We start from the raw sequence: 25,770 nt of genomic DNA, 5'->3' as shown, positions 1-25,770 counted from the left end.
TAATAGCAGGGCAGAATGATATTGAAATTGGACAGCTCAGATGGTAACAGGTATACTTTCTGGCAAGTATCCGTTTACACAAAAAGGAGGGGCTTCATGAACGATGTATCATTGTCATCTACCGTTTGGAGTGAGGCGGAGTGGACGACGTTCCTACAGGATTTGCGCATGACCGATCAGCCAGCAGCAGATGATATTCATAGTATCGATGTCGCTGATTTGCTCGTACCGGACAAGGCGCTTGCTTATCTGAACAGCTTGCAGGACATCTACGAAAGCGACTCTCTGCCGCTGATCGCATCCATGTTCGCCAAACGCTACAGCTATATGATTGTCGCGCCATCGTTGTATGCGATGACGATGTTTGGCAAAGGGCTGCGGGTTACACCGAACAATTGCCGCGTTGAATCTATATATAAGGGTGACATCTGGCTGCCACATCTGCGCGTACATGAGAAGGATGCATTGCTGCTGTATCCCGATGCGGATGCTAGATGCAGCACACAGAATCTATGTGCAGCGGAGGGGACTGAGCAAAAACATTCGCCAGAATATGCTCAACACCGAGCACCACGGAACGAAGCGCAGCGCGATGCGTACCTACATATGATTTTCGCAGATCATTTGCAGCCAGTGTGGGATAGTTTGTCCAAAGCCGCAGGCGTCTCACGAGCGATTTTATGGGAAAATACCGCTATCTATGTGTACTATCTATACGAAACGATGCTGTCCGATCCGGCATACGATTCTCATCGGCAGCAGATTGACGAGGATTTTACGTATCTCACAGGCAATGCCGCTGCTTCACTGTTCGGTGAACGCTGGAATCCCGTATCTCGCTTCCATACACCGAAGCGTCCGCTACCAGGATCGGATACGCCGCGTCGCGTGCGGCAAACCTGCTGTCTGTATTATCAATCTGCCGACGATGCTGCCTACTGCTCGGTATGCCCGAAACGCGAAGCCTAACCCAATCATTATGCAAGAGGAATCGAGTTAACATTAGCCTCAAAACAATAGGGCTACTCGCAGGATTACCGATCTATTGGGTGGTTAGATGTTAAAGTTTTTTTGGCTGAATAGGTACAGGTAAGCGGTTTGTGTTTATAAATAGCTGAGAACATCATGGACTGTACGGCATATTCTGTTGCCCGGTCAATTGCTACTATTGACACCATGAATCAGAGAAGATGTACACTTGCCAGCCATAGAGGAGGAAGCAATCATGACGATCAAAGCCGTTATTTTTGACCTGGATGGAGTTATCGTATCGACCGACCAATTTCACTACAAGGCTTGGAAAAAAATCAGCGATGAGGAAGGCATTCCATTTAACGAGACGATCAACAACCGTCTGCGCGGCGTGAGCCGAATGGAAAGTCTGGACATCATTCTGGAACAGGCGACCCGTACGTATACACCGGAAGAAAAGCAAAAGCTGGCGGAACGGAAAAATGAATTTTACCGCGAGTCCCTGCACGAACTGAGTCCCAAAGACCTGCTGCCCGGTGCAAAAGAAACGATCGACGAGCTGAAAAAGCGCAAAGTCAAAATCGCTATCGGCTCTTCTAGCAAAAACACACCGACCATTCTGGAGCAAATCGGTCTGTCCAAAGCGTTTGACGCTGTTGCTGACGGCAATGACATTACCCGCAGTAAGCCCGATCCCGAGGTATTCCTGCTAGCAGCCGAACGTCTGGACACTGCACCTGAAGAATGCCTTGTCGTCGAAGATGCCGAAGCTGGTGTCCAAGCTGCCATCGCTGGAGGCATGAACGTAGCTGCCGTAGGCGACGCTGGTCTCCACTCCCAAGATGCCGACTACCGCCTAGAGCGCGTCGACGAGATTCTTGATTTGATCTGATATCATACTCATATATTGCAAATACAATGTGAGACGTAGCATTTGCTAACAAAAAGACAGCCTATTTCCTTCAACATTTCAGTTGCCGGAATAGGCTGTCTTTTTATTCATGCCATGAATCGATAGTACAGGGAACAATCAACGGATAGCAACAGAAAACCAGTAAATCAGTAGGTTTAATCAGGCTTGCCCTCCCTATCAAACGTGTTATGATAAACATAATCTTGATTTCGTTTTGGTATAAAGACCCGGAATCCCCTCATGATTCTCACACCAACCACCCGACACCCGCTCCCAAAATGAGTCATAGCAAATATAGGGCGTATCAGCGCGTATACACAGATAGCGCTGCCGCCGAAGTGGAGGCTACACGTATGGATTACACCCCGCATTTTGATCACCCGCCGCAACGAAAAGGCACCAATTCAGAGAAATGGGACTTGCTGCATCATATATTTGGCACGGAAGATGTGCTGCCATTATGGGTCGCAGACATGGATTATGCAATTGCGCAGCCTATACAGCAAGCACTGCAAAATAGCGCCGAACATGGTGTTATCGGCTATTCCTTCAAATCCACTAGCTACCATGAAGCATTGAAAAACTGGATGCAGCATAAGCATGGCTGGCAGATTGAAGACGAATGGGTCGTATTCACACCCGGCGTCGTAGCTGCACTGAACTTTGCTGTTCAGACGTTTACGGATCATGGTGATAAAGTTATGATTCAAACGCCAGTGTATCCGCCTTTTTACAGCGTTGTGACTGGGCATGGTCGTGAAGTCGTGACAAGCCCGTTGAAGCAATTGGATAACGGTCAGTACGAGATGGATTTTGACCATCTGGAGCGTACGCTGGATGAGAGTGTGAAGCTGTTTATTCTGTGTAGCCCGCATAATCCAATTGGCAGAGTGTGGACACGCGATGAGATGGAACGTCTCGAAGCGCTGTGTAGCAAATATAATATCATTGTTGTATCCGACGAGATTCATGGCGATCTGGTACATGAACCGAATCGTCATATTCCATACGCGATGCTGTCTGAATCGGCACGTAACCGCAGTATTATCTGTACAGCGCCGAGTAAAACGTTCAATATTGCGGGATTGAATACGTCCAACATCATCATCCCGAATAAAGAGCTTCGCGATGCGTTCGCGTTAAAAGTAAATAACTTTGGTGTTGGCAGCATCAGTCAGTTTGGCGCAGTGGCGACTGAAGCGGCGTATCGTGGCGGGCAGGAATGGCTGGAGCAATGTATGGCATACATCCGCAGCAATATGCAGTATGTGCAGCAGTACATTGGCGAGCATTTGCCAGAGTTGTCGGTGAATCTGCCAGAAGCGACGTATCTGCTGTGGATCAATTTCCGTTCATTGAAGATGGAGCAAAAGGATCTCGTTTCCTTCCTGCTGGATGATGCTCGTATTGCATTGAACGACGGTCGTGCCTTTGGCATGAATGGGGAAGGCTTTATGCGCATGAATCTGGCGTGTTCACGCAGTTTGCTAGAGGAAGCGATGGAGCGACTGCATCGTGCGCTGGTCAGCAGACGCACTACGCATACAACCACTGACGGGGAAGCAGTATCTGATACTGTTCCTGTATAAGTATGGGATGTCATTGCTCTATAAACAAAAAATAAAGAAGATGAAGTACTAGACTCGTGCATCAAAAAACTAGCAAAAAACACCTTACGATCTGAAAAGGGAACCGTATCCCTCTGTGATCGTAAGGTGTTTTTGCTAAACGTTACATTTCTATCTTACACGCGGTTCAAGAATTCTACGATGGTCAGCAGACCTTTGTCGAAGTTTTCCAGATTGAAGTGTTCGTTCGGTGCGTGCAGGTTTTCGTCTGGCAGACCGAAGCCCATCAGTACAACCGTTGGAGCGATCACACGGGAGAACTCCTCCACGATTGGGATCGAGCCGCCGTCCTTAGTGAACAGGGCGCGTGTGCCGTAAACGGTCGCGTACGCATCCGCTGCTTTTTGCAGCAGTTCGCCGGATGGGTCGATGTTGAAGGCACGAGCTTTTTCACCCGGATGAATGATCAGCTTGGCACCGTTTGGTTTTACAGCTTCCAGATGGGTAATGATTTTATCCAGTACATCCTGTGGATTCTGGTCAGCAACGAGACGGCACGTGATTTTGGCATGCGCTTCTTTCGGGATGACCGTTTTGCTGCCTTCGCCTTGGAATCCGCCGTATACGCCGTTCAGTTCCAGTGTTGGACGTGCACCGATACGCTCGACAAAGGAATAACCTTCCTCGCCGTGCAGCGCAGTCAGTTCCAGATCGTTTTGCAGTTTTTGCTCGTTAAAGCCTTGTTTTTCAAACTCGGCACGCATCTCGTCGGACAATGGAATCACGTCGTCGTAGAAGCCTTCCACCAGTACTTTGCCATCGCGGTCATGCAGCGTTGCCAGCAGTTCCACCATCGCATGCAGCGCGTTCGGAACGCCGCCGCCGAAAGAACCGGAGTGCAGATCGGTATTGGCAGTTTGAATGGATACTTCCAGACTGCACAGACCGCGCAGACCTGTGCTGATTGCCGGTTTGCCCGGTTCCAGCAGGGATGTATCGGATACGAGAACCGCATCGGCTGCCAAGTATTCACGGTTTTCTTCCAAGAAAGCTGGCAGATGGGCGCTGGAAATTTCCTCTTCACCCTCGATGCAGAATTTGATATTCACTGGCAATTGACCGTTCTGCTTGAGGATCGCTTCAACGGCTTTGACATGCAGGAATACTTGACCTTTGTCATCGGTTGCGCCACGAGCGAACAGCTTTTCACCACGAATGGTTGGTTCGAATGGAGGCGTCTCCCACAGATTCAGCGGATCGACTGGCTGTACGTCATAGTGACCGTAGACGAGAATCGTTGGTTTGCCAGGCGCATGCAGATGATCTGCTGTCACGATCGGATGTCCCGCAGTGGAATTGATTTTGACATGTTCTAGACCGGCTGCGGTCAGCTTGTCTGCTAGCCATTGTGCTGCCTTCTGCATATCCGGTTTATGTTCGGACAGCGCAGAGATACTTGGAATGGACAACCATTCTTTCAGTTCCGCTAGATGCTGCTCACGGTTTTCTTGAAAATATGTAGCATAATTGGTCATGTTGTATTTCCTCCTCAAATGATCATATCCATAATGATCCATGCAATACGATAACAATCGTTTTGAACGTCATGGATTCCATTGTACTACTTTTAACCACTGGACGAAAACACGAATACAAAAAAGTACAGGAGCTACACGAATCTATAGAATGGGATGATGAATCGGCTCATTTGAACCTCGATTTGTACATCATGCACGAAAACTTTCTCTCCCCTCATGCCGAATGAGTGGAATGGTCGCGATCTCTATATTTGTTCAACACGACTGTACTATAATGAGAGCAAAGTATTCATTCACATCGCAGCAGGAGGACGGAATATGAGACTAGCAACGATTCAGGTGAACGGTAAAGAGCAAGCGGCATGGATGCACGACGGAACATACATATTACTGGAAGATGTGAATGCAGCACTGGATCAGCAATGGGAAACGGGAGTCTTTGAGCTGATCACCAGTGGGCAATTGGAACATTTAGCACAGCTGGTTGTGAACGATGAATATCGGCAGCGTCTGGCTCAGCTTCCTACTTGGACCGATGAAGAGGTGGTCCATGCACCGTTATATCGTCATCCGCGCAAAATCTGGGGCATCGGTATGAATTATGTGCAGGATCTGGCGGAGCTAGAGCAGGGTGATGCGGAGGAAGAACCGGTTAGCTTTATGAAGCCGGATACGACGATCATTGGACCGGAGGATGTGATCGAATTGCCTTCGCAATCGGACAAGGTCACCGCAGAGGGCGAGTTGGCTCTTATTATCGGTAAAACCTGTCGTCATGTGACGGAAGAAGAAGCGCCTGACTATATCGCCGGCTTGTGTACAGCGATTGATGTAACGGCAGCGGACATTCATGCGCGGCATCCACGCTTTTTGGCACGCGCCAAAAGCTTTGATACCTTTTTCGGATTCGGTTCGCAATTGGTTACGCCAGATGAGGTGCAGGATATATTGTCGTTGACTGTGCAGACGCATCATAATGGTGAGTTGGTACATGAAAATCAAACGAATCATATGAAATTCCAACCGTGGTATATCGTCTCGTTTCTATCACAGGTGATGACGCTGTTGCCGGGCGATGTGATTATGACAGGGACGCCGGGTGCGGTGGTGCTGCGCGATGGCGATACGGTGGGTTGTTCCGTTCTTGATGATAAGGGGCAGCTGTTGCTGGAGCATCTGCGTAATGGCGTGGTCGACGGCAAATAAAAAAATGTGGTGCGGTGTTCTCTACAAGGATGAATATCCAAGTAGATATATGTAAAAGCACAAAGTAATCGAAATAAACCAAAAAGTCCCCGGTGATCAGTGATCGCCGTGGGACTTTCTTGCATTGGACAGAAATAGCGCGCCAGTAAGCGCAATGATCGCCAGCGACCACCAGAAGGTTTGCATTGCATCATCATGATCGACAATGATCAGACGAATAATCGCGGTAATTCCAATATAGATAAAATAGCGTAGCGGAAAATGAAAATGCGCTTCAAAATACTTAATGATCAACGCCAGAAATTCAAAGTACAAAAAGAACACCAATAGCTCATCTGTAAACTGGTAATAGCTCACATCACTATCCGAATGCAAAAAGAATAGCGAAAAGATCGTCCACGTTTCGTAGATCAACAGCGCACTTAATACAGCTGCCATTCCGACCAGACATACATTCAAGATCATTTGCAAAATCATCGGTACGTGACTCATATTCATTTTGGCATATTTATGTTTTATATTCATATCGTTTCCCTCTTTATATTCAGTATACTTCCCCGGTCAGTGGAGTTAATACTGATCCGAATGTGTTGGGTGGGCAGCGGTGAGTGACTTGGTATTCGTCCCTGCTACGATCCAGCGCATTCAACCTCCATGCTGCACTCCAAACTCTACTCCGAATCAGTGACAGTGTAGCGGATTCGTTTGTCTTTGGTGTGTCCATGCAGATGAAGATGTTTGTGTATAATGGAAAGAAGATCATGATCCTGATGGTGGGATGCAGTACATACACTCAACAACAGGCAAGACAGAGGGGAATAGAGGATGACAAAATCTATCATTGTGGTTGGCGGCGGTATTCTTGGCGCGTCAACAGCATATCAATTAAGCAAAGGAAATGCCCATGTCACGCTGATTGATCGGCAGGATGTAGGGCAGGCAACGGATGCGGCAGCCGGGATTATTTGCCCTTGGTTATCACAGCGGCGCAATCAGTCATGGTATCGATTAGCGAGCGGAGGGGCGCGATTTTACCCCAGTCTAATTGCCGAGCTGGCGCAGCATGGAGAGCATCAGACTGGATATGCTCGTGTCGGCGCACTTAGTTTGCACCATGATCATGATAAAATCCTTGCTATGCAGAAGCGCGCACAAAAGCGTCTAGATGGCGCGCCGGAGATCGGCGAGATTACGCTGCTGGATGAACAGGAGGTACGACAGCAATTTCCATTGCTGGGTCATGGCTATGAAGCGGTGCATGTGAGCGGCGCCGCGCGTATCGATGGCAGGCTGCTGCGGGATGCGCTACTGCGTGCGGCGCAGAATAATGGTGCGCATGTTGTATACGGCGATGCAGAATTGGTATATGACGATCATACGGTGACTGGTGTAAAGGTAGACGAAGCGCATTATGCAGCAGATGAGGTTGTAGTCTGTGCGGGTGCATGGGCATCACAGCTATTCGCTGCGTGCGGCATAACTTTTCAGATGCATTATCAAAAAGCACAGATTATGCATGTGCAATGCAATAGCGACGACGATACCGGAACTTGGCCTGTGGTGATTCCACCAAATGATCAGTATCTGCTTGCCTTTGAGCAGCAGCGTATCGTGATCGGGGCAACGCATGAGAATGATGTGCAGGGCTATGATACACGAGTGACCCCCGGTGGGATGCAGGAGGTACTGAACAAGGGATTGGAGCTGGCACCGCAGCTGGCGGATAGTACGTTTACCGAAATGCGAGTTGGGTTCCGTCCATTTACGGCTGACTTTTTGCCGGTATTCGGTAGAGTTCCGGGCTGGCAAGGGTTGTTTGCTGCTAACGGTTTGGGCGCATCAGGTCTCACGATGGGTCCGTATGTCGGTTATTTGCTCTCCCAATTGGTGTTGGATGTGGAACCGGATATTCCGGTGGAGGATTATGCGGTAGCCAAAGCATTAGGCTGATCGGTTGTCACTAGCATATCGAAAATGAGCTGAATCCAAAAACTCTCCTACGCACTGCGTTTATATTGCAGTACGCAGGGGAGTTCTTCTATATATACTGGGTATAGAGCGACATTCAACAATATATAGCACATACATAAATCATATAGAGACCGTATATAGACTATGCGAATGTATATGTATTTGTACCATCCGATAAGAAATTGTAGCAATAAATGCGTACTACGTGTTATCTACCACCACATTCATGTCCAGTTTTTTTATCATTATTTCAAATCGTATATATACATATTGCGATAATCGGTTAAAGGAGATATAGAGCCTAATTCCGTAATCGTTCCCTGTTCCTAAATTGCCAGCAACCATAAAAATTACCCGTTGACAAATATGTTTCCCTGATGCAAAATATGGTCAGAAGCAAACGGTATGTCTATTTTGATCCATCTCATGTTCATTGATCGACATACCTATTCATCCCCAACACCATAATAGCAACATCATTATACAAAGAGTTTCCAAAGAACATATAGAGAAAAGAGGGAGAGCATATGGATACTGAAGTGGAACTGGAGCCTTCATCTGGAGTGAAAAAGAACGGCTGGCTACGTAGCACGTCGTCGATCAGCCTAGAGGAAGTCAATAATACGGTCAAAATCCCGCACAATGCAGGCTTCTGGCGCAAATTTTTCGCTTTTGCCGGACCGGGCGCGCTGGTCGCGGTTGGTTATGTCGATCCGGGGAACTGGGCGACCTCGATTGCTGGTGGTTCGCGGTTCGGCTATACACTGCTATCGGTCGTACTCATATCGAGTCTAGTCGCTATGCTGCTACAAAGTCTGGCTGCCAAGCTGGGCATCGTCACTGGCAAGGACTTGGCACAGGCAACCCGCGATGCGACGAGCAAAAAGACAGCTGTCTTCCTATGGATATTGACCGAACTGGCAATCATCGCCACCGATCTAGCGGAAGTCATTGGTTCAGCGATTGCATTGAATCTGCTGTTCGGCATTCCGTTGCTATGGGGCATTCTGATCACCACCTTTGACGTTCTATTGCTGTTGTTATTGCAGAAAAAAGGATTTCGTATTATCGAATCCATCGTTATCGTACTGATGGCGACGATCTTTATTATCTTTGGTTTTGAAATGGTTGCCGCTCATCCTGATGTGGCTGCACTATTCGGCGGTTATGTACCGAAGCTGGAGATTGTAACGAATTCGCAAATGCTGTTCGTCGCTCTTGGTATTCTTGGCGCAACGGTAATGCCGCATAATCTATATCTGCATTCCTCGATCATCCAATCGCGTCAATACAAACGCGATCAGGAAGGGAAAAAGGAAGCAGTGAAATTTGCCCGCCTCGATTCAGTTATGTCGCTAACCGTTGCCTTTCTGATCAACTCGGCGATTCTCATCCTAGGAGCAGCAGCGTTTCATGGGAATGGATTGCAGGTGACCGAGATTGAAGCAGCATATGAGCTGCTCAGTCCAACCGTCGGTGTAGGGATTGCTAGCACATTGTTCGCGGTAGCGTTGCTGGCTTCGGGTCAGAACTCGACCATTACAGGCACATTGGCTGGACAGATCGTTATGGAGGGCTTTGTACGATTGCGTATCTCGCCTGTATTGCGCCGGATTATTACGCGTTTGTTGGCGGTAGTACCTGCCTTTATCGTGACGTGGTTGTACGGCTCACGCGGGACAGGCGATTTATTGCTGTGGAGTCAGGTTGTACTCAGTCTGCAACTGCCTTTTGCGGTGATTCCGCTGGTGTTGTTTACGAGTGACAAGCGTAAAATGGGCAACTTCGCCAACTCCTCAACTACCAAATTGGTAGCTTGGATCGCGACTGGGATCATTGTCGCGCTGAACCTATTCCTAATCGGTTATCTGTTCCTTACTGGACAACAACTGGGCTAATCTAACACATGAATAACTGATCAACAGATCCACAGGCTATCCGTGAGTGTCTCATTCACTGGATAGCCTGCTTTGTTTTCTGACGTTTTCTGGTTTTCATCATTGAAAACAAATACCTCTGTTATAAGTATTTTCGTCCGCGGCGATATGGTAAACATATAGCGTAAAGTGAAAATTTGAAGAATGTTGAAAAAACACTTTATTTTCAGCAAAAAACCAGTATAATCGTCTCGACGAGTGGAATGGAAATACGATATATAACCAAACGAATACGATAACTATTCAGCATGACAACATATATAGGCAAGATGATCGTGCATAGCGAAAGGAAGTGAGCGTGTTGAAAAGGCTCGTATTGATGGGCAGTTTGTTTTATCTGATGATGGGGTTTGTGAAAGTAACGGTAGCATCCATTTTGACCGTATTGTTGCCCATGTACGGCAAAGCGTACACGGACGCAGGAACGCTCATTTTTGTAGAATTTGGAGCTTCTATTATCGGGATGCTCATCCAGCCTTGGCTGGCAAACCGTATGTCCAAAAAGACGATGCTGCATATCGGCGCATGGGGAATCGCCATCTGTTATACGATTGTTGCCTTTCTGCCATCGTGGTCGATATTGCTAGTAGCGATTGGTTTGGTCGGCTTTCTTGGTGGGATTATTGATACCGTGGTTGGCGCGGTTATTTTGGAAGGTCTCAAATCGAATGCGGCGATTGCGATGAGTCGTCTGGAGATTGCGTTTGGCATTGGTAGTCTGCTGTTGCCGCTGGCGATTGGTATTCTGATCACTTCAGGCATGTGGAATTACGCGCTGTTCGGCATTGCTGTGTATGCGATCATTCTATCCATCTTCCTGCGTATAATGAAGTTCCGTGAAGTGGAGACATTGTTCTTACCTGCGCATAAGCAGCATGTACCAGCGGCGGTGACAACGGGTGCAGCCTCTTCTGGTCCGCTCGGAGCAGTCGTTGCTGCGGCAGCAACGAATCATCCATCTGCAACACGCAGTCGCATGATGGTACGCGGCAGTCTGCTGCTGCCAGCCTTTATCGTATTGTTCTTCTTGTATGGTGCAACCGATATTGGTCTGGTTCACTACTTGCCATCGCTGATGCTTGTTAATGGTCTAGCGGATGATAGCACGGCGCCATTTAGTGTGACGGTCTTTTGGGCAGCAATGGTCATCGGACGGATGTTTGCCGGATATGAAGCGGAGAAGCTCGGGTATCGTAAATATTTATTTATCCACTGGACAGGCATGATGGTGCTGCTGGCATTGTTCGCAGTAAATCGCAGTGTAGCATTATCGTATGTATTGATCGTATTGCTCGGACTAACATTGTCTGGACTGTTCGTTGTTACTCTTGTATATGCTAAACAGCTGATGCCGCGTAATATCGCGCGCAATACAAGTCTTCTTATGGCAGGATCGGCAGTCGGCGGCGGATTGTTCTCCGTCACTGCGGGTCATATGCTGGATACGTACGCACCATCGTATGTACAATGGTTGATGGTGAGCATTGCACTGTTTAGTTTGGCGCTCTACGTTATATATGTAAAAGAGAAGCATGCCGCTCTACCAACCACAGCTGGCACGTCCACTACTCATGGGGGCGCAGAAGTTCAACAATCGTAAGGTCTGAACTAGCATAGAAAAATAACACACAGCCACTCTGCATAATGCAGAGTGGCTTTTTTAGTACGAATCATAGATGTATACATAGTTTTGATGAAGTTACTCAATATATACTCATTAACATAAGTAGATAGTCATAACTTTTTCGCGTATATTTTCATAATATAGTTCCAAATATGTGTTTTATGGAACAGGAATGAAAAATATTTAAAATGAGATTGACTGAAAGCGCTTTTAATAATAATATCTAATCATATAGTAATCAAAAGTTGATCATTAATTCACCATCTGTATAGATGAGGAGGCCATGTATGACAGCGAAGGTTATTGATTGGGGCATTGCACCCATCGGTTGGCGTAACGATGATATACCGGAAATTGGGGCAGGGAATACATTGCAGCATCTGCTGAGCGACATTGTTGTGGCTGGCTTTCAAGGTACCGAGGTAGGGGGATTTTTTCCGAAGCCGGATATTTTGAATCGTGAATTAACATTGCGTAAGCTGCGTATTGCTGGTCAATGGTTTAGCAGCTTCCTGATCCGCGATGGTTTGGAGCAGGTGGAGAAGGCATTCCGTCTTCAATGTGAGTATTTGCAGCAGGTACATGCCCAAGTGATTGTGGTGTCGGAGCAAACGTACAGTGTGCAGGGATTGGATCGCAATGTATTCGCCGACAAGCCATACTTCAATAATCAGGAATGGCAGCTGCTATGTAGCGGATTGAATCAGTTGGGTGCAATCGCCGAGGAATATGGGTTGCTGCTCGTGTTTCATCATCATATGGGTACAGGGGTGCAAACGGCGGACGAGATTGATCGTCTGATGGATGGTACAGATCCGGCGTATGTGCATTTGCTATATGATACCGGTCATATGTATGTATCCGATGGTGAGTATATGCTTGTGCTGCGTAAGCATATGGCGCGTATCCGTCATGTGCATTTTAAGGATGCGCGAATCGACATTTTGAGTGATTGCCGGAATCAGGGCAAGTCGTTTCGTGATTGCTTCCTTGGTGGCATGTTCACGGTTCCGGGTGATGGCTGTATTGATTTTCGTGAGGTATATGATTTTCTAATTCAGCAGAAGTATAGCGGCTGGATCGTTGTAGAAGCAGAACAGGACCCTGATGTGGCACACCCGTTGGAATACGCATTGATGGCACGCAAGTATATTGATGAAACATTGCTTACACGGCAACAGCAGCCAAAAGGAGATGAATCCTATGCAAAGTGAAACGGCGCATAAAGCGGCTCTTGGCAAAATCATCATTATCTCAACGCTAGGCGGTTTATTATTCGGTTACGATACCGGTGTCATCAATGGCGCATTGCCGTATATGTCTGCTGCTGATCAACTGAATTTGACACCGTTTACGCAGGGCGTAGTCGCTAGTTCCTTGCTGCTGGGTGCGGCGCTGGGTGCGGTGTTTGGCGGCAGATTGTCTGATTATGCGGGACGTCGTCAAAATATTTTGTACTTGTCGATTCTGTTTTTCTTTGCTACTGTCGGTTGTACACTGGCACCGAATGTCACGATTATGGTAACTGCTCGCTTTTTACTGGGTATCGCGGTCGGTGGCGCGTCGGTTACAGTGCCTTCGTTTCTGGCGGAAATGGCGCCCGCGGATCGGCGGGGGCGAATCGTCACCCAGAATGAGCTGATGATCGTTAGCGGTCAACTGGCTGCCTTCGTAATCAATGCGATTCTCGGTACGATGATGGGTGAAATTGCGCATGTATGGCGATATATGCTGATCATCGCCGCCTTGCCTGCACTGCTGTTGTTCTTCGGCATGCTGCGTCAGCCAGAAAGTCCACGCTGGCTCATTAGTCGCAATCGGAACGATGAGGCGCTGCAAGTACTACAAAAAATCCGTAGCCATGAAGATGCACAAAAGGAATGGAAAGACATTCAGGACAATGTGCAAAAAGAAGCACACATGGACAAAGCTACCTTTAAGGATCTAGCCACGCCATGGATTCGCCGGATCGTCTGGATTGGTATCGGGATCGCCATTGTGCAGCAAATTACCGGTGTGAACTCGATCATGTATTATGGTACGGAGATTCTGAAAGATGCTGGATTTGAAACGAAAGCGGCGCTGATCGGCAATATCGCCAACGGTGCAATCTCTGTACTTGCGACGATTGTCGGGATTTGGTTGCTTGGTCGCGTTGGTCGTCGACCGATGCTGATCACGGGGCTGATCGGTACGACCACTTCGTTACTTCTGATTGCTATTGTATCCGCTTTCTTGCAAGGAAATCCGGCGTTGCCATATGCGGTATTGACGTTAACTGTGCTATTCCTAACCTTTCAACAGGGAGCGATTTCTCCTGTTACTTGGTTGATGCTGTCGGAGATCTTCCCACAACGACTACGTGGATTGGGGATGGGCTTTACTGTACTGGTCCTCTGGATGGTCAACTTTATGGTCGGTCTGTTATTCCCAGTATTGCTAAGTGGTATCGGATTGTCTGCAACGTTTTATATTTTCGCGGCGCTCGGTCTATTGGCTATTACCTTTGTTAAAGTATGCTTGCCTGAAACGAGAGGTCTGTCGCTGGAAGAGCTGGAACAGAGCTTCCGCGATCATTATTCTAACGCTACATCCGAAGATCAGGCGTATACCGCACAGCCTGTCACAACGAAACAGTAAATTCATTACTCATCGGCGCATCGCCTTTTCAAGCTAACCCTATATCCCATATTCAGGAGGTCATTCATATGACATTACGTATTGGAGTTATTGGTACAGGAGCAATCGGACGTGAGCATATTCGACGGATCACCAACAATTTGAGTAGTGGCGAGATCGTCGCTGTAACCGATGTGAACGCAGATGCAGCCCAAGCTGCTGTTGATAATTATCATTTGAATGCCAAAGTTTATCCAGATGATGTATCGCTGATCGCTGCAGACGATGTGGATGCCATTCTGGTAACCAGCTGGGGACCTGCGCATCAACAAAGTGTTATGGCAGGGATCGCTGCGGGCAAATACGTATTTTGCGAAAAACCACTGGCAACCACAGCGGCAGGCTGCCGCGAAATCGTCGATGCCGAGATCGCTCACGGGAAACGTCTGGTACAAGTTGGCTTTATGCGTCGTTATGATAGCGGTTACCAGCAATTGAAGCGTGCGGTAGATGAGCGTTTTATCGGGGAGCCACTGATGATTCGCTGTGCACACCGCAATGCGGAAGTGAATGAGGCGTATACGACCGATATGGCGATAACGGATACCCTTATACACGAGATTGATGTATTGCACTGGCTTGTGAATGATGATTATGCATCGGTGCGGGTATCCTTTCCGAAAAAGAGCCGCAACGCTTCTAGCCATCTGCGCGATCCGCAGGTCGTTACGCTGGAAACGAAAGGCGGCATTCTGATCACGACCGAAGTATTCGTGAACTGCCAATATGGATACGATATTCAATGTGAAATTATCGGCGAAGAAGGCATTGTACGTCTGCCTGAAGTCGCAAACATCACCTACCGTAAAAATGCCCAGCTTGGTGTAGCGCTGCTGACCGATTGGAAAGATCGCTTCATTGATGCGTATGACCGCGAGCTACAGGACTTTATTGATCATGTTAGCAAGGGTGGCGAGCCGCAAGGTCCAACATCGTGGGATGGCTATATCGCTGCCGTAACTGCAGATGCCTGCGTGCGTGCTCAGGAATCCGGTCAGGAAGAACATATTGATCTGGGACCAACACCGGAATTTTATGGCGGTGCGGCTCCGCTGTATAGTGTCTGAATGTGAAGAACGACTGATATGGCAGGGATGGGGCAGAGTGCCGTTGATGGAGATGCGATATTCCTGCTTTTCTGTATAGGGCGATACGGACGTAGAATATACCAAGCATAGAGGTAGCGAGAGGAGAGTCAATGATGAAGCTTTGCTTTAATCAGGCAACGACACTAGAGAACTCCAATCTAGTCACTGATCTGGATCTTTGTGAGCAGTATGGCTATGACTATATTGAGATTCGCACGATGGATAAGCTGCCAGAATATCTACAGGATCATACGCTAGAGGATTTGATCCATTATTTTGACACCCATCATATCAAGCCGCTGGCATTCAATGCGCTGGTGTTCTTCAACAATCGTTCAGAAGCGGAGTATGCTGAGATTCGCAATGAATTTGTCGATATGCTGGAAAAAGGCAGCAAGCTGGGCGTGCAGTATATTGTTGCCGTACCGCTAGTAACAGAGCAAAAATTCCTCAAAGCAGACATTCGTGAGAGCAGTGTACAGGTGCTGCGCGAGTTGTCTGATCTGGCGAAGCCATACGGTATCGGTATTGCGCTGGAGTATGTGGGACATCCACAATGCACAGTCAATACATTCGGTCAGGCATATGATATTGTGCAGGCAGTTGACCGCGACAATGTAGGTCTGGTGCTGGACTGCTTCCATTTTCATGCGATGGGTTCCAAGCGTGAAGATCTAGAGCAGGCAGATGTGTCGAAGATCTTTATTTTGCATATCGACGATACGGAGGATTTCCCCATCGGCTTTCTGACGGATGAAGATCGTGTGTGGCCGGGGCAAGGTGCGATTGATCTGGACTTTATTTTGTCTACATTGAAACGAAAAGGCTACGATGGTGCGGTATCGGTGGAGCTATTTCGTCCCGAATATTACAAGCTCAGTGCCGAGGAAACGATTCGTACCGCGAAGGAAACGACGCTGTCGGTCATTTCCCGCCATTACCCTACGAGTCAAGCTGTCCGCTGAATGAGGAGGTAAAATTAGCTCTCGAAGAGACAGGTAAACACAGGTAATGAAGAGATAGACAATGGTAGGAGGCACTAGCTAGCATAGGATCTAGATATTTTATACAGCTAGGTATGGCTAGATTGCTTCACGCATAGCGAGATTACCCGGATGTGTAACTGCATCCGGGTTATTGATGTTGGATGTACAACAAATCCAAACAAAACACCGAACAAAAACGCTTGCTCTATCGTCAGCATCCGAGATAGAGCAAGCATCATATTAGGGTGCTGGATCGTTTACAGTGATTAACTGGAAAAGAGCATCAGCGCCATCGCATATTAGTTGCTATCGAGAACAGAGTAATGAAGCCAACGCATCACATGATCATGTTCATCATATGATCCTGCTAATCATATAATGATGAAGCACAAAGGGCGCATACTCCCACACAATATTCATACCAAGCTTACAACTCGCCCGTGAGGAACTGGGCACGTCCTTGACCAAAGCTCCAATCTGCATCGCCGTTCTCCACAATCGATACCATCAGATCCGTTGGCGCGATGCCGCAGTGTTGTTCCAGACGTTCCGCCAGCAGTGCGTACAGCTTTTGTTTTTGCTCTGGTGTGCGCTGCTTGCTAGTAATCGTCAGTACGACAACATCCTTCGTACGTGTGAAGCCAAGCCCTGTATCCTGTATCACCAATTCATGCGCTGGATGCTGGCTGACAATTTGATAACGGTCGGATGCTGGAACAGTAAACGCTTCCACCATTGCATAATGAGCAGTGTCCAGCAGCACTTGAAGCTGCTCTGGGCTTCGTCCTTCTATCACATCAAAACGTAATAATGGCATATATAATTCCTCCTGAATAATGAAAATAAGGGCTAGCTATTACGACGGGTATTGTAGCGTAATCTGATGCTCCTCACAAAAGCTGCGATAATCATGATCCAGCGGATCGGATGAGATCAGAATATCTACATCCTGCAATGTTGCATAGGTGAGCAGTGTCGATTTGCCTAATTTGCTATTATCTACTAGCAGAATCAGCTTTTGCGCCTTTTCAGCGATCACCTTTTTGATCTCGTATTCCAGCAGATCGGAGTTGGTCAAGCCGTGCGTCATACTGACACCTGTTGCCGCCATAAATGCTTTGGTCACATTGTACTTTTGAAGAGACAGCGGATTGTCCATGCCAACAAAGGAACGCGTCTTCGGCTTATACGTGTTGCCGATGACTAATAGCGTAATATGCTGCATGTCCGCCACGCCATTGATCACATCCAAACTATTGGTCAGAATTGTCAGCGGCAGCATGGGGTCGAGATGATCAATAATATTGCGTGTGGTTGTGCCAGAATCAATATAGATCAGGTCATGTGCTTCAATACAGGCGGCAGCTAGTCGTCCGATTTCGTTCTTTTTGGACTGATTGCGGATATTCCGATTCTCAAATGGAACAAGCTCACTGGCGGATGTCACGCCACCGTATACTTTTTCGATGGAGCCCTTTTGGACAATTTGGTTAATATCGCGGCGAATCGTGTTCTTGGATACATCAAAGCGTACGCACAGTTCATCCAGTGTGACGCTCTTCTGTGAGTGGATATATTCCTCGATATCCTGTAGACGTCTCGCTTTCATAGACATTCTCCTATAAAATTTGATGATACTAATATAAAATATAACCAAAATATAATCAATATATGATTATCAATTTATTAGCATGTGTCAAATGAAGCGAGGAATGAAGAGTGGAAAGATAGATTTTTTACTCTGTAAAAACCCTGTTACACCTTGATTTAAAAGGGTTTTTCGCATGTATATTAAAATGTTCCAACAAAATGATCAAGTTTGGCGATGGAATAGGGTTGACGATGATTTGTTTGTTGTATATCATACAAATATGACCAAGATATAACCAAATACAAAATGCGTACCTATTCATTTACATTCCGCAATGTTGAGAGGAGTTCAATCATGACCACATTGACAGGCACGGCACGTAAGTTGAAAAACTACATTGGTGGCAAATGGGTGGAGAGTAATACAACCGTATATGAAGACGTTTACAATCCAGCGACCAAAGAACTGATTTGTCAGGTTCCGATTTCCACGAAGGAGGATGTCGAGCACGCTGTACAGATTGCCAGCCAAGCGTTTGAACAATGGAAGCAGGTGGCTGTACCAAGACGTGCGCGCATTTTGTTCAACTTTCAGCAATTGCTCAGCCAGAACAAAGAAGAACTGGCTCGTCTGATCACATTAGAGAATGGCAAAAATCTAACGGAAGCACTCGGCGAAGTCGGACGCGGTATTGAAAACGTGGAATTTGCTGCTGGCGCACCGACTCTGATGATGGGCGACTCGCTCGCATCCATCGCTACAGACGTAGAAGCAGCCAACTACCGTTACCCGATTGGTGTGGTCGGCGGAATTGCTCCATTCAACTTCCCGATGATGGTGCCTTGCTGGATGTTCCCGATGGCGATTGCGCTCGGCAACACATTCATCCTAAAACCGTCGGAGCGTACGCCACTACTGACCGAAAAGCTGGCTGAACTGTTCTCCGAAGCCGGATTGCCCGATGGTGTATTCAATATCGTCTACGGCGCTCATGATGTGGTGAATGGCGTACTGGAGCATCCAGAGATCAAAGCAATCTCCTTTGTCGGCTCTAAGCCAGTTGGAGAATATGTATACAAAAAAGGCAGTGAACATCTCAAGCGTGTCCAAGCGCTCACTGGTGCCAAAAACCATACCATTGTGCTGAACGATGCAAATCTGGATGATACACTGACGAACGTTATCTCCGCTGCTTTCGGTTCCGCAGGCGAACGCTGTATGGCATGTGCGGTTGTAACGGTAGAGGACGGCATCGCTGACGAATTTATTGCGCAGCTGAAAGAGCGTGCGATCAATGTACAGATTGGTAACGGTCTGGACGATGGTGTATTCCTTGGGCCGGTTATCCGTGAAGAGAACAAAACGCGCACCATTCAATATATTGAAAAAGGTATTGCAGAGGGTGCTACGTTGCTGACCGACGGTCGTGAGCGTATGTCCGACGATGGTTATTTTATCGGCCCAACAATTTTTGAAAATGTCACACCGGATATGACGATCTGGAAAGACGAAATCTTTGCGCCAGTACTATCTGTCATTCGCGTCAAAAACCTGAAAGAAGCGATCGAGATCGCCAATCGTTCGGAATTTGCAAACGGCGCGTGTCTGTTCAGCTCCAATGCAAATGCGATCCGATATTTCCGTGAAAATATCGACGCTGGTATGCTGGGTATTAATCTGGGCGTTCCTGCACCAATGGCATTCTTCCCATTCTCAGGCTGGAAATCGTCGTTCTACGGTACACTACATGCCAACGGCAAAGACAGCGTAGACTTCTATACACGTAAAAAGGTCGTAACTGCTCGCTATCCACAACCTGACTTCGAATAATTACATCCCATTGTTGCTACACGGAAGCGTCATACATCTTGCACATGACGCTTCGTGCAGCGAACTGAACTATAAATCAGCTTCAAGCCAACAGGAGGGTACAAAGTGACCAGTCATCTGTTACGCAAACCGCAATCTGCATCGCCGCAAACAGGCGTTACCGTTGTACAGGAAGTACTTACGTCGAATGCACCGCTTGAATATGTAGGCTTCAAATTGCTTGATCTGACGGATGGAGCTGTTTATGAAGAAACGCTGGATACGGAAGAATGCTGCATCGTTGCTGTCACTGGCAAGATTACCGTGACGGAGGGTGATCATCATTTTGCTGAGATTGGTACGCGTAACAGCGTATTTGAACGTAAGCCAACAGACAGCGTATTTATTGCTGGTGGCAAATCGTTCACTGTAGAAGGCATTTCTGGTGCAACGGTAGCGCTTTGCTATTCGCCATCGCTAGAAGCTTTGCCGACCAAGCTGCTGCCCGCATCCGATGTCGGTATCGTCAAACGCGGCAAATACAACAACCAGCGCACCGTCCATGACATTTTGCCAGACAATGATCCTTCCGCCAGCAGCTTACTCGTGGTGGAGGTGTATACGGAAGGCGGCAACTTCTCCAGTTATCCGCCGCACAAGCATGACCGTGACCAGCTGCCAGACGAGTCATTTTTGGAGGAAACGTATTATCATGAGATCGACCCGCCGCAAGGATTTCTGTTCCAGCGCGTGTATACGGATGATCGTAGTTTGGACGAGACGATGGCGGTGGAGAACCGCGATGTGGTGATCGTTCCAGCGGGGTATCATCCCGTAGGTGTGCCGGACGGATACACTTCCTACTATTTAAATGTAATGGCAGGTCCGAAACGTATCTGGAAATTCTACAATGACCCGGATCATGAATGGATTCTGAATCGCGATTGATAAAGGAGCGCTGAACCTAATGACTGACAAGACCCCACGTTTTGAGCTTGTGACCCTTGGACGGGCATGTATCGACCTGAATGCTGTCGAATACAACCGTCCCATGGAAGAAACGATGACCTTTTCCAAATATGTAGGTGGTTCACCAGCGAATATTGCCATCGGTGCCGCTCGCCTTGGATTAACGACGGGCTTTATTGGCAAGATCGCAGATGACCAGCATGGACGCTTTATCCGCAAATATATGGAACTGGCAGGCGTTGATGCTTCCCATTTCGTTGTTGATGAGGAAGGGCATAAGACTGGGCTAGCGTTTACCGAAATCAAAAGCCCTGATGAGTGCAGCATCCTGATGTATCGTGACGATGTGGCTGATCTGTATCTGCGACCGGAAGAGATTGACGAAGCGTATATCAAGCAGGCAGGGCTGCTGCTGATCTCCGGTACTGCACTGGCGAAAAGCCCTTCCCGTGAAGCGACATTGCGGGCGATCCATTATGCACGTCGCAATGGTGTCAAAGTCGCCTTTGAACTGGATTATCGTCCATATACATGGACATCCAAAGCCGAAACGGCAGTATATTATTCACTCGTTGCCGCGCAGAGCGATATCGTTATCGGTACACGCGACGAATACGATGCGATGGAGAATGCCTTGAATGGCTCCAATGAGCAAACAACCCAAACATTGTTCGCGCAGGGTGTCAGTTTGGTCGTGATCAAGCATGGTGTAGAAGGCTCATACGCTTATACAAGCACTGGTGAAACTTATCGTGGTTACGCTTACAAAACCAAAGTGCTAAAAACATTCGGTGCAGGCGATTCCTATGCGTCCGCCTTTCTGTACGCAATCATTCGCGGTAAAGACATCGAAACCGCACTCAAATATGGCAGCGCTTCTGCATCCATCGTTGTTAGTAAGCACAGCTCGTCCGACGCGATGCCTACCGTGCATGAGATCGAAGCACTGATTTCGCAGCAGCCGGTCATCCAATCCTAATCCAGACTCATCATTTTAACCGAAGGTGGAGACTTCTATGGGAAACAAAATCCGACTTACGACCGCGCAAGCACTGATCAAGTTTTTGAACCAGCAGTATATCTCTGTCGATGGCAAGGAAACGCCTTTTGTTGAAGGTATTTTCACCGTCTTCGGTCATGGTAACGTACTGGGAATTGGTCAGGCGCTGGAGCAGGATGCTGGTCATCTGAAAATATTTCAGGGCAAAAACGAACAAGGCATGGCGCACGCCGCCATCGCCTACAGCAAAGAAAAGCTGCGCCAGAAAATCTATGCTGTATCCTCATCGTCTGGTCCCGGCTCTGCCAATCTGGTGACCGCAGCCGGAACAGCATTAGCGAACAATATTCCAATACTGTTGCTGCCAGCGGATACGTTTGCTACCCGTCAGCCAGACCCAGTCTTGCAGCAGGTGGAGCAGGAGTACAGCGCCGCTGTAACAACCAATGATGCACTGAAGCCAGTGTCCCGTTATTGGGATCGGGTTACGCGTCCCGAGCAGCTGATGAGTAGCTTGATCCGTGCCTTTGAAGTACTGACCGATCCCGCGCAGGGTGGTCCAGCAACGGTATGTATTTGTCAGGATACCGAGGGTGAAGCGTACGATTATGAGGAAGCCTTTTTCCAAAAACGGGTGCATTATATGGATCGCCGCGAGCCGAGCGAGCGTGAACTGGAAGCAGCGGCTGAACTGATTCGCAGCAGCAAAAAGCCACTGATTCTGGTCGGCGGCGGTGCGAAGTATTCGGAAGCGCGCGATGAATTGATCGCCTTTTCCGAAGCGTACGATATTCCATTGGTGGAGACGCAGGCAGGCAAATCGACGGTAGAATACACCTTTGCCAACAATTTGGGCGGCATGGGCATTACCGGTACACTGGCAGCGAACAAAGCGGCACGCGAAGCGGATCTGATCATTGGCATCGGTACGCGGTATACCGATTTTGCCACCTCATCCAAGACGGCGTTCGACTTCGATCGCACGCGTTTCCTCAATATTAATGTAAGCCGAATGCAGACGTACAAGCTGGATGCGGTAAGCGTAGTGGCAGATGCCAAGCGTGCATTGATTGCCCTACATAACCGTCTGGAAGGCTACCGCAGTGAATTTGGTAGCAGCATTGCGACGCTAAAAGAGGAATGGAACGCCGAGCGCGCACGTCTGGCTGAAGTGACATTTAACCGCGATAACTTCGTGCCTGAGATCAAAAACCATTTTGACCAGCAGACGCTAAACGAATATGCGGATGCACTACAAACGGAATTGCCGCAAACCAATGCGCTGATTGCTATCAACGATGCGGTGGACAAGGATAGCATCGTTGTTTCCGCTGCTGGTTCCCTGCCAGGTGATCTACAGCGTCTATGGAATCCCGAAGCACCGAATACGTACCATCTAGAATATGGGTATTCCTGTATGGGCTACGAGGTGTCTGGTGCGCTGGGTATCAAGCTAGCACATCCAGAGCGCGAAGTATATTCCATGGTGGGTGATGGCAGCTTCCTGATGCTGCACTCTGAGTTGATTACGGCGATTCAGTACAAGCAGAAGATCAATATCATGTTGTTCGACAACTCCGGCTTTGGTTGTATCAATAACCTGCAAATGGATCATGGCGGGGGTACATTCTTCTGCGAATTCCGTAACACCGATCATCAGATTCTAAATATTGATTATGCCAAAATCGCAGAAGCGTACGGTGCCAAGGTATACCGCGCCAATACGGTCGAGGAGATCAAAGCCGCCGTAGCGGATGCCAAGCAGCATGACGGCTGTACACTGATCGACATGAAGGTACTGCCCAAAACGATGAGCGATGGCTACGATAGCTGGTGGCATGTGGGCGTAGCAGAAGTGTCTGAGAAGGAAAGTATTCGCAAGGCGCATGCCCATAAAGAGAAAATGCTGGAAAACTCCAAATCGTACTAATCCAACCATCGCCATAGTTACACAATCCATCCCATATTGCAGGAGGAACGATTCATGAAACTTGCTTATGATCCGACCCATTTCCGTGATTCGCATTCACTGGAGGCGACGATTTTTAAAGTAGCCGATATGGGCTATGAATACATTGAGCTGTCGCCGCGCGAAGATTTCTTACCATTTTATAAATATCCGCGTGTGGATAAATACAAGATCAAGCAGCTGAAAAAGTGGCTTAGTGAAGCGGGCTTGAAGCTATCGTCCATTTTGCCGATGCAGCACTGGGCAGGACCGGATGAGGATCGGCGACAAGCTGCCGTCCGTAACTGGAAACGCGCGATTGAGATTGCCGTAGAGCTGGATGTTGATCTGGTGAATAGCGAATTTACTGGCTCCAAATACGAAGCGCAAGCATCCGAAGAGAAGTTTATCAAATCCATGGACGAGCTGATTCCAGTATTTGAAAAGGAAAAGGTACGTCTAAATCTACAGGCGCATCCATACGACTTTATCGAAACGAATACCGGTGCGCTCGATATGATCCGTGCGCTGGATCGTGATTGGATCAAGCTAGTATATTCCGTCGCGCATACGTTCTTTTACGATGATGGAATCGGCGATATTGCCAAAATGCTCGACGATGCCGGTGATCTGCTGGATCATGTTCTATTCGCAGATACATTTAACCACAAAGCTGCTTACGGATTGCGTTATATCGTGAATCCACCGGATGCGCAGGTAACCGTGCATCAGCATTTGAATATCGGTGAAGGCGATGTCGATTTTGACACCTTGTTCCGCAAGCTACGTGAGATGAAATTTGACGGCATTGCGACCAATTCTGTGTTTGCCTATAGCGATCGCGCTGAAGAATCAAGTGCCATTATGCTGAAAAAGATGAAGGAAGGGCTTGGTCTGATGTAATATCAGCCAAAGCCGGATGGGGAGGGGCATAGCATGACTCTGGTATCCATGAAAGAAATGCTGCAACAGGCGAAGCAGGAACAGTATGCGGTTGGACAGTTTAATGTGAATGGACTGTCGTGGGTACACGGTATTCTAGATGCGGCACAGGCGGAGCAGGCGCCGGTGATCGTTGCCGCTTCCGACCGACTGATTGATTTTCTAGGCGGGTATCGTACCATTGCCACACTCGTTCGCGTGCTGGTCGAAGAAAAGGGCATTACCGTGCCGGTTGCGCTGCATCTGGATCACGGCAAAACCGTGGAGGGGTGTCTGCGAGCGATTGATGCTGGGTTTACCTCTGTCATGTTTGACGGCTCACACGGTCCAATCGACCTCAATATTCAGCAGACCCGTCAGGTTGTCGAATATGCTGCACCATATGGCGTATCCGTTGAAGCCGAAGTCGGCACCGTTGGAGGAATGGAGGACGGTCTAATCGGCGGTATCCAGTATGCTGATCTACACGAGTGCGTACGTATCGTAAACGAAACGGGCATTGATGCACTTGCCGCTGCACTCGGCTCCGTGCATGGCAAATACATTGGCGAGCCCAAGCTAGGCTTTACCGAAATGGAAGCCATCTCAAAAGCTATCGGCATCCCGCTTGTGCTGCATGGCGCATCCGGTATTCCACTGCACCAGTTGACCCGCGCTATCCAACTCGGTCACGCCAAAGTCAACATTAACACCGAAAGCGTCACCGCCTGGTCACTCCAGCTGCGACGCACATTGGAACAAGATCCCGACACAACCGAACCGCGCACCATCCTCACCCCCGCCCGCCAAGCGATCGAGGATAGCGTCCGCGCCAAAATTCGCGAGTTCCGTTCCACCGGCAAAGCAGCCACCGTCTCCACCCAACTCGCAGAGTAACAAAAGCAACACCATCACCAAAGAAACCCATGCCAAACCCATACGCAACTACCAAGTCATAATCAATCTACACCTACAACCAACAAAAAAAGCAGCCGTCCATATCCACCTCTCCTGACAAAAAAGTCGCCATCACCCGCCGACCTTTTATAT

At 48.1% G+C, this 25,770-nt stretch carries 21 protein-coding genes; 17 read left to right on the top strand and 4 right to left on the bottom strand.

The genetic code is table 11. The features are described from left to right. The first annotated feature begins 96 nt into the window (after window positions 1-96). From ABXR35_RS16675 to ABXR35_RS16665, 3 genes are all read left to right on the top strand, one after another. Window positions 97-969, top strand: coding sequence for an IucA/IucC family C-terminal-domain containing protein (locus ABXR35_RS16675; RefSeq protein WP_367062979.1), 873 nt, complete (start codon window positions 97-99; stop codon window positions 967-969). Between the two features lie 256 nt (window positions 970-1,225). Then, the gene (gene pgmB, locus ABXR35_RS16670; protein ID WP_367062977.1) at window positions 1,226-1,864 is read left to right on the top strand and encodes a beta-phosphoglucomutase; all 639 of its coding nucleotides are present in this window, start codon (window positions 1,226-1,228) and stop codon (window positions 1,862-1,864) included. A 374-nt stretch (window positions 1,865-2,238) separates the two neighbouring features. Further along, the gene (locus tag ABXR35_RS16665; RefSeq protein WP_367062975.1) at window positions 2,239-3,474 is read left to right on the top strand and encodes a MalY/PatB family protein; all 1,236 of its coding nucleotides are present in this window, start codon (window positions 2,239-2,241) and stop codon (window positions 3,472-3,474) included. A 155-nt stretch (window positions 3,475-3,629) separates the two neighbouring features. Here ABXR35_RS16665 and ABXR35_RS16660 read toward each other — a convergent pair whose 3' ends face one another. After that, entirely contained in the window at window positions 3,630-4,988 is a 1,359-nt protein-coding gene (locus tag ABXR35_RS16660; protein ID WP_367062973.1) for a dipeptidase, read from the bottom strand. A gap of 321 nt (window positions 4,989-5,309) precedes the next feature. Here ABXR35_RS16660 and ABXR35_RS16655 point away from each other — a divergent pair, with 321 nt between their 5' ends. Next, window positions 5,310-6,197 carry a fumarylacetoacetate hydrolase family protein gene (locus ABXR35_RS16655; protein ID WP_367062971.1) on the top strand — a complete coding sequence of 296 codons (888 nt, stop codon included), beginning with the start codon at window positions 5,310-5,312 and terminating at the stop codon, window positions 6,195-6,197. Between the two features lie 96 nt (window positions 6,198-6,293). Here ABXR35_RS16655 and psiE read toward each other — a convergent pair whose 3' ends face one another. Further along, on the bottom strand, window positions 6,294-6,722 hold the full coding sequence (gene psiE / locus ABXR35_RS16650; RefSeq protein WP_436669382.1) for a phosphate-starvation-inducible protein PsiE: 429 nt from the start codon (window positions 6,720-6,722) through the stop codon (window positions 6,294-6,296). A gap of 300 nt (window positions 6,723-7,022) precedes the next feature. On the opposite strand from psiE, the gene ABXR35_RS16645 reads away from it, so the two are divergent. The 7 genes from ABXR35_RS16645 (at window position 7,023) to iolI (ending at window position 16,461) form a co-directional block, all read left to right on the top strand. Beyond that, complete coding sequence (locus ABXR35_RS16645) at window positions 7,023-8,147, top strand: NAD(P)/FAD-dependent oxidoreductase (protein WP_367062969.1); 1,125 nt, start codon at window positions 7,023-7,025, stop codon at window positions 8,145-8,147. A 548-nt stretch (window positions 8,148-8,695) separates the two neighbouring features. Further along, on the top strand, window positions 8,696-10,066 hold the full coding sequence (locus ABXR35_RS16640; protein WP_367062967.1) for an Nramp family divalent metal transporter: 1,371 nt from the start codon (window positions 8,696-8,698) through the stop codon (window positions 10,064-10,066). A 337-nt stretch (window positions 10,067-10,403) separates the two neighbouring features. Next, window positions 10,404-11,705, top strand: a complete 1,302-nt coding sequence (locus tag ABXR35_RS16635) for an MFS transporter (RefSeq protein ID WP_367062965.1) — start codon at window positions 10,404-10,406, stop codon at window positions 11,703-11,705. A gap of 311 nt (window positions 11,706-12,016) precedes the next feature. Next, window positions 12,017-12,943: a myo-inosose-2 dehydratase gene (iolE, locus tag ABXR35_RS16630; RefSeq protein WP_367062963.1), complete on the top strand. Its 927-nt coding sequence runs from the start codon at window positions 12,017-12,019 to the stop codon at window positions 12,941-12,943. Beyond that, a complete protein-coding gene (locus ABXR35_RS16625; protein WP_367062961.1) occupies window positions 12,933-14,369 on the top strand; it encodes a sugar porter family MFS transporter in 1,437 nt (478 codons plus the stop codon). Before iolE ends, ABXR35_RS16625 begins: the two co-directional genes overlap by 11 nt. A gap of 68 nt (window positions 14,370-14,437) precedes the next feature. After that, window positions 14,438-15,475 (top strand): bifunctional inositol 2-dehydrogenase/D-chiro-inositol 1-dehydrogenase, encoded by a 1,038-nt coding sequence (iolG, locus tag ABXR35_RS16620; RefSeq protein WP_367062959.1) that lies wholly within the window; start codon window positions 14,438-14,440, stop codon window positions 15,473-15,475. A gap of 134 nt (window positions 15,476-15,609) precedes the next feature. Continuing rightward, complete coding sequence (gene iolI / locus ABXR35_RS16615) at window positions 15,610-16,461, top strand: 2-keto-myo-inositol isomerase (protein WP_367063500.1); 852 nt, start codon at window positions 15,610-15,612, stop codon at window positions 16,459-16,461. Between the two features lie 448 nt (window positions 16,462-16,909). Here the strand turns inward: iolI and ABXR35_RS16610 are convergent, their stop codons facing one another. Then, window positions 16,910-17,299 (bottom strand): tautomerase family protein, encoded by a 390-nt coding sequence (locus ABXR35_RS16610; protein ID WP_367062957.1) that lies wholly within the window; start codon window positions 17,297-17,299, stop codon window positions 16,910-16,912. Between the two features lie 39 nt (window positions 17,300-17,338). Continuing rightward, complete coding sequence (locus ABXR35_RS16605) at window positions 17,339-18,091, bottom strand: DeoR/GlpR family DNA-binding transcription regulator (RefSeq protein ID WP_367062955.1); 753 nt, start codon at window positions 18,089-18,091, stop codon at window positions 17,339-17,341. A 336-nt stretch (window positions 18,092-18,427) separates the two neighbouring features. On the opposite strand from ABXR35_RS16605, the gene iolA reads away from it, so the two are divergent. From iolA to fba, 6 genes are all read left to right on the top strand, one after another. Then, window positions 18,428-19,903, top strand: coding sequence for a methylmalonate-semialdehyde dehydrogenase (gene iolA, locus ABXR35_RS16600; protein ID WP_367062953.1), 1,476 nt, complete (start codon window positions 18,428-18,430; stop codon window positions 19,901-19,903). Between the two features lie 105 nt (window positions 19,904-20,008). Next, a complete protein-coding gene (gene iolB / locus ABXR35_RS16595) occupies window positions 20,009-20,830 on the top strand; it encodes a 5-deoxy-glucuronate isomerase (protein WP_367062951.1) in 822 nt (273 codons plus the stop codon). A gap of 19 nt (window positions 20,831-20,849) precedes the next feature. Continuing rightward, window positions 20,850-21,830 carry a 5-dehydro-2-deoxygluconokinase gene (gene iolC, locus ABXR35_RS16590; RefSeq protein WP_367062949.1) on the top strand — a complete coding sequence of 327 codons (981 nt, stop codon included), beginning with the start codon at window positions 20,850-20,852 and terminating at the stop codon, window positions 21,828-21,830. Between the two features lie 37 nt (window positions 21,831-21,867). Continuing rightward, window positions 21,868-23,781: a 3D-(3,5/4)-trihydroxycyclohexane-1,2-dione acylhydrolase (decyclizing) gene (gene iolD, locus ABXR35_RS16585; protein WP_367062947.1), complete on the top strand. Its 1,914-nt coding sequence runs from the start codon at window positions 21,868-21,870 to the stop codon at window positions 23,779-23,781. A gap of 54 nt (window positions 23,782-23,835) precedes the next feature. Then, window positions 23,836-24,702 (top strand): sugar phosphate isomerase/epimerase family protein, encoded by an 867-nt coding sequence (locus ABXR35_RS16580; protein ID WP_367062945.1) that lies wholly within the window; start codon window positions 23,836-23,838, stop codon window positions 24,700-24,702. Between the two features lie 33 nt (window positions 24,703-24,735). After that, window positions 24,736-25,617, top strand: a complete 882-nt coding sequence (fba, locus tag ABXR35_RS16575) for a class II fructose-1,6-bisphosphate aldolase (protein WP_367062943.1) — start codon at window positions 24,736-24,738, stop codon at window positions 25,615-25,617. Window positions 25,618-25,770: the final 153 nt, after the last annotated feature.

The sequence above is a fragment of the Paenibacillus sp. JQZ6Y-1 genome (assembly GCF_040719145.1).
Lineage (GTDB): Bacteria > Bacillota > Bacilli > Paenibacillales > Paenibacillaceae > Saccharibacillus > Saccharibacillus kandeliae.
This window is presented reverse-complemented; position numbering and strand designations above follow the sequence as displayed.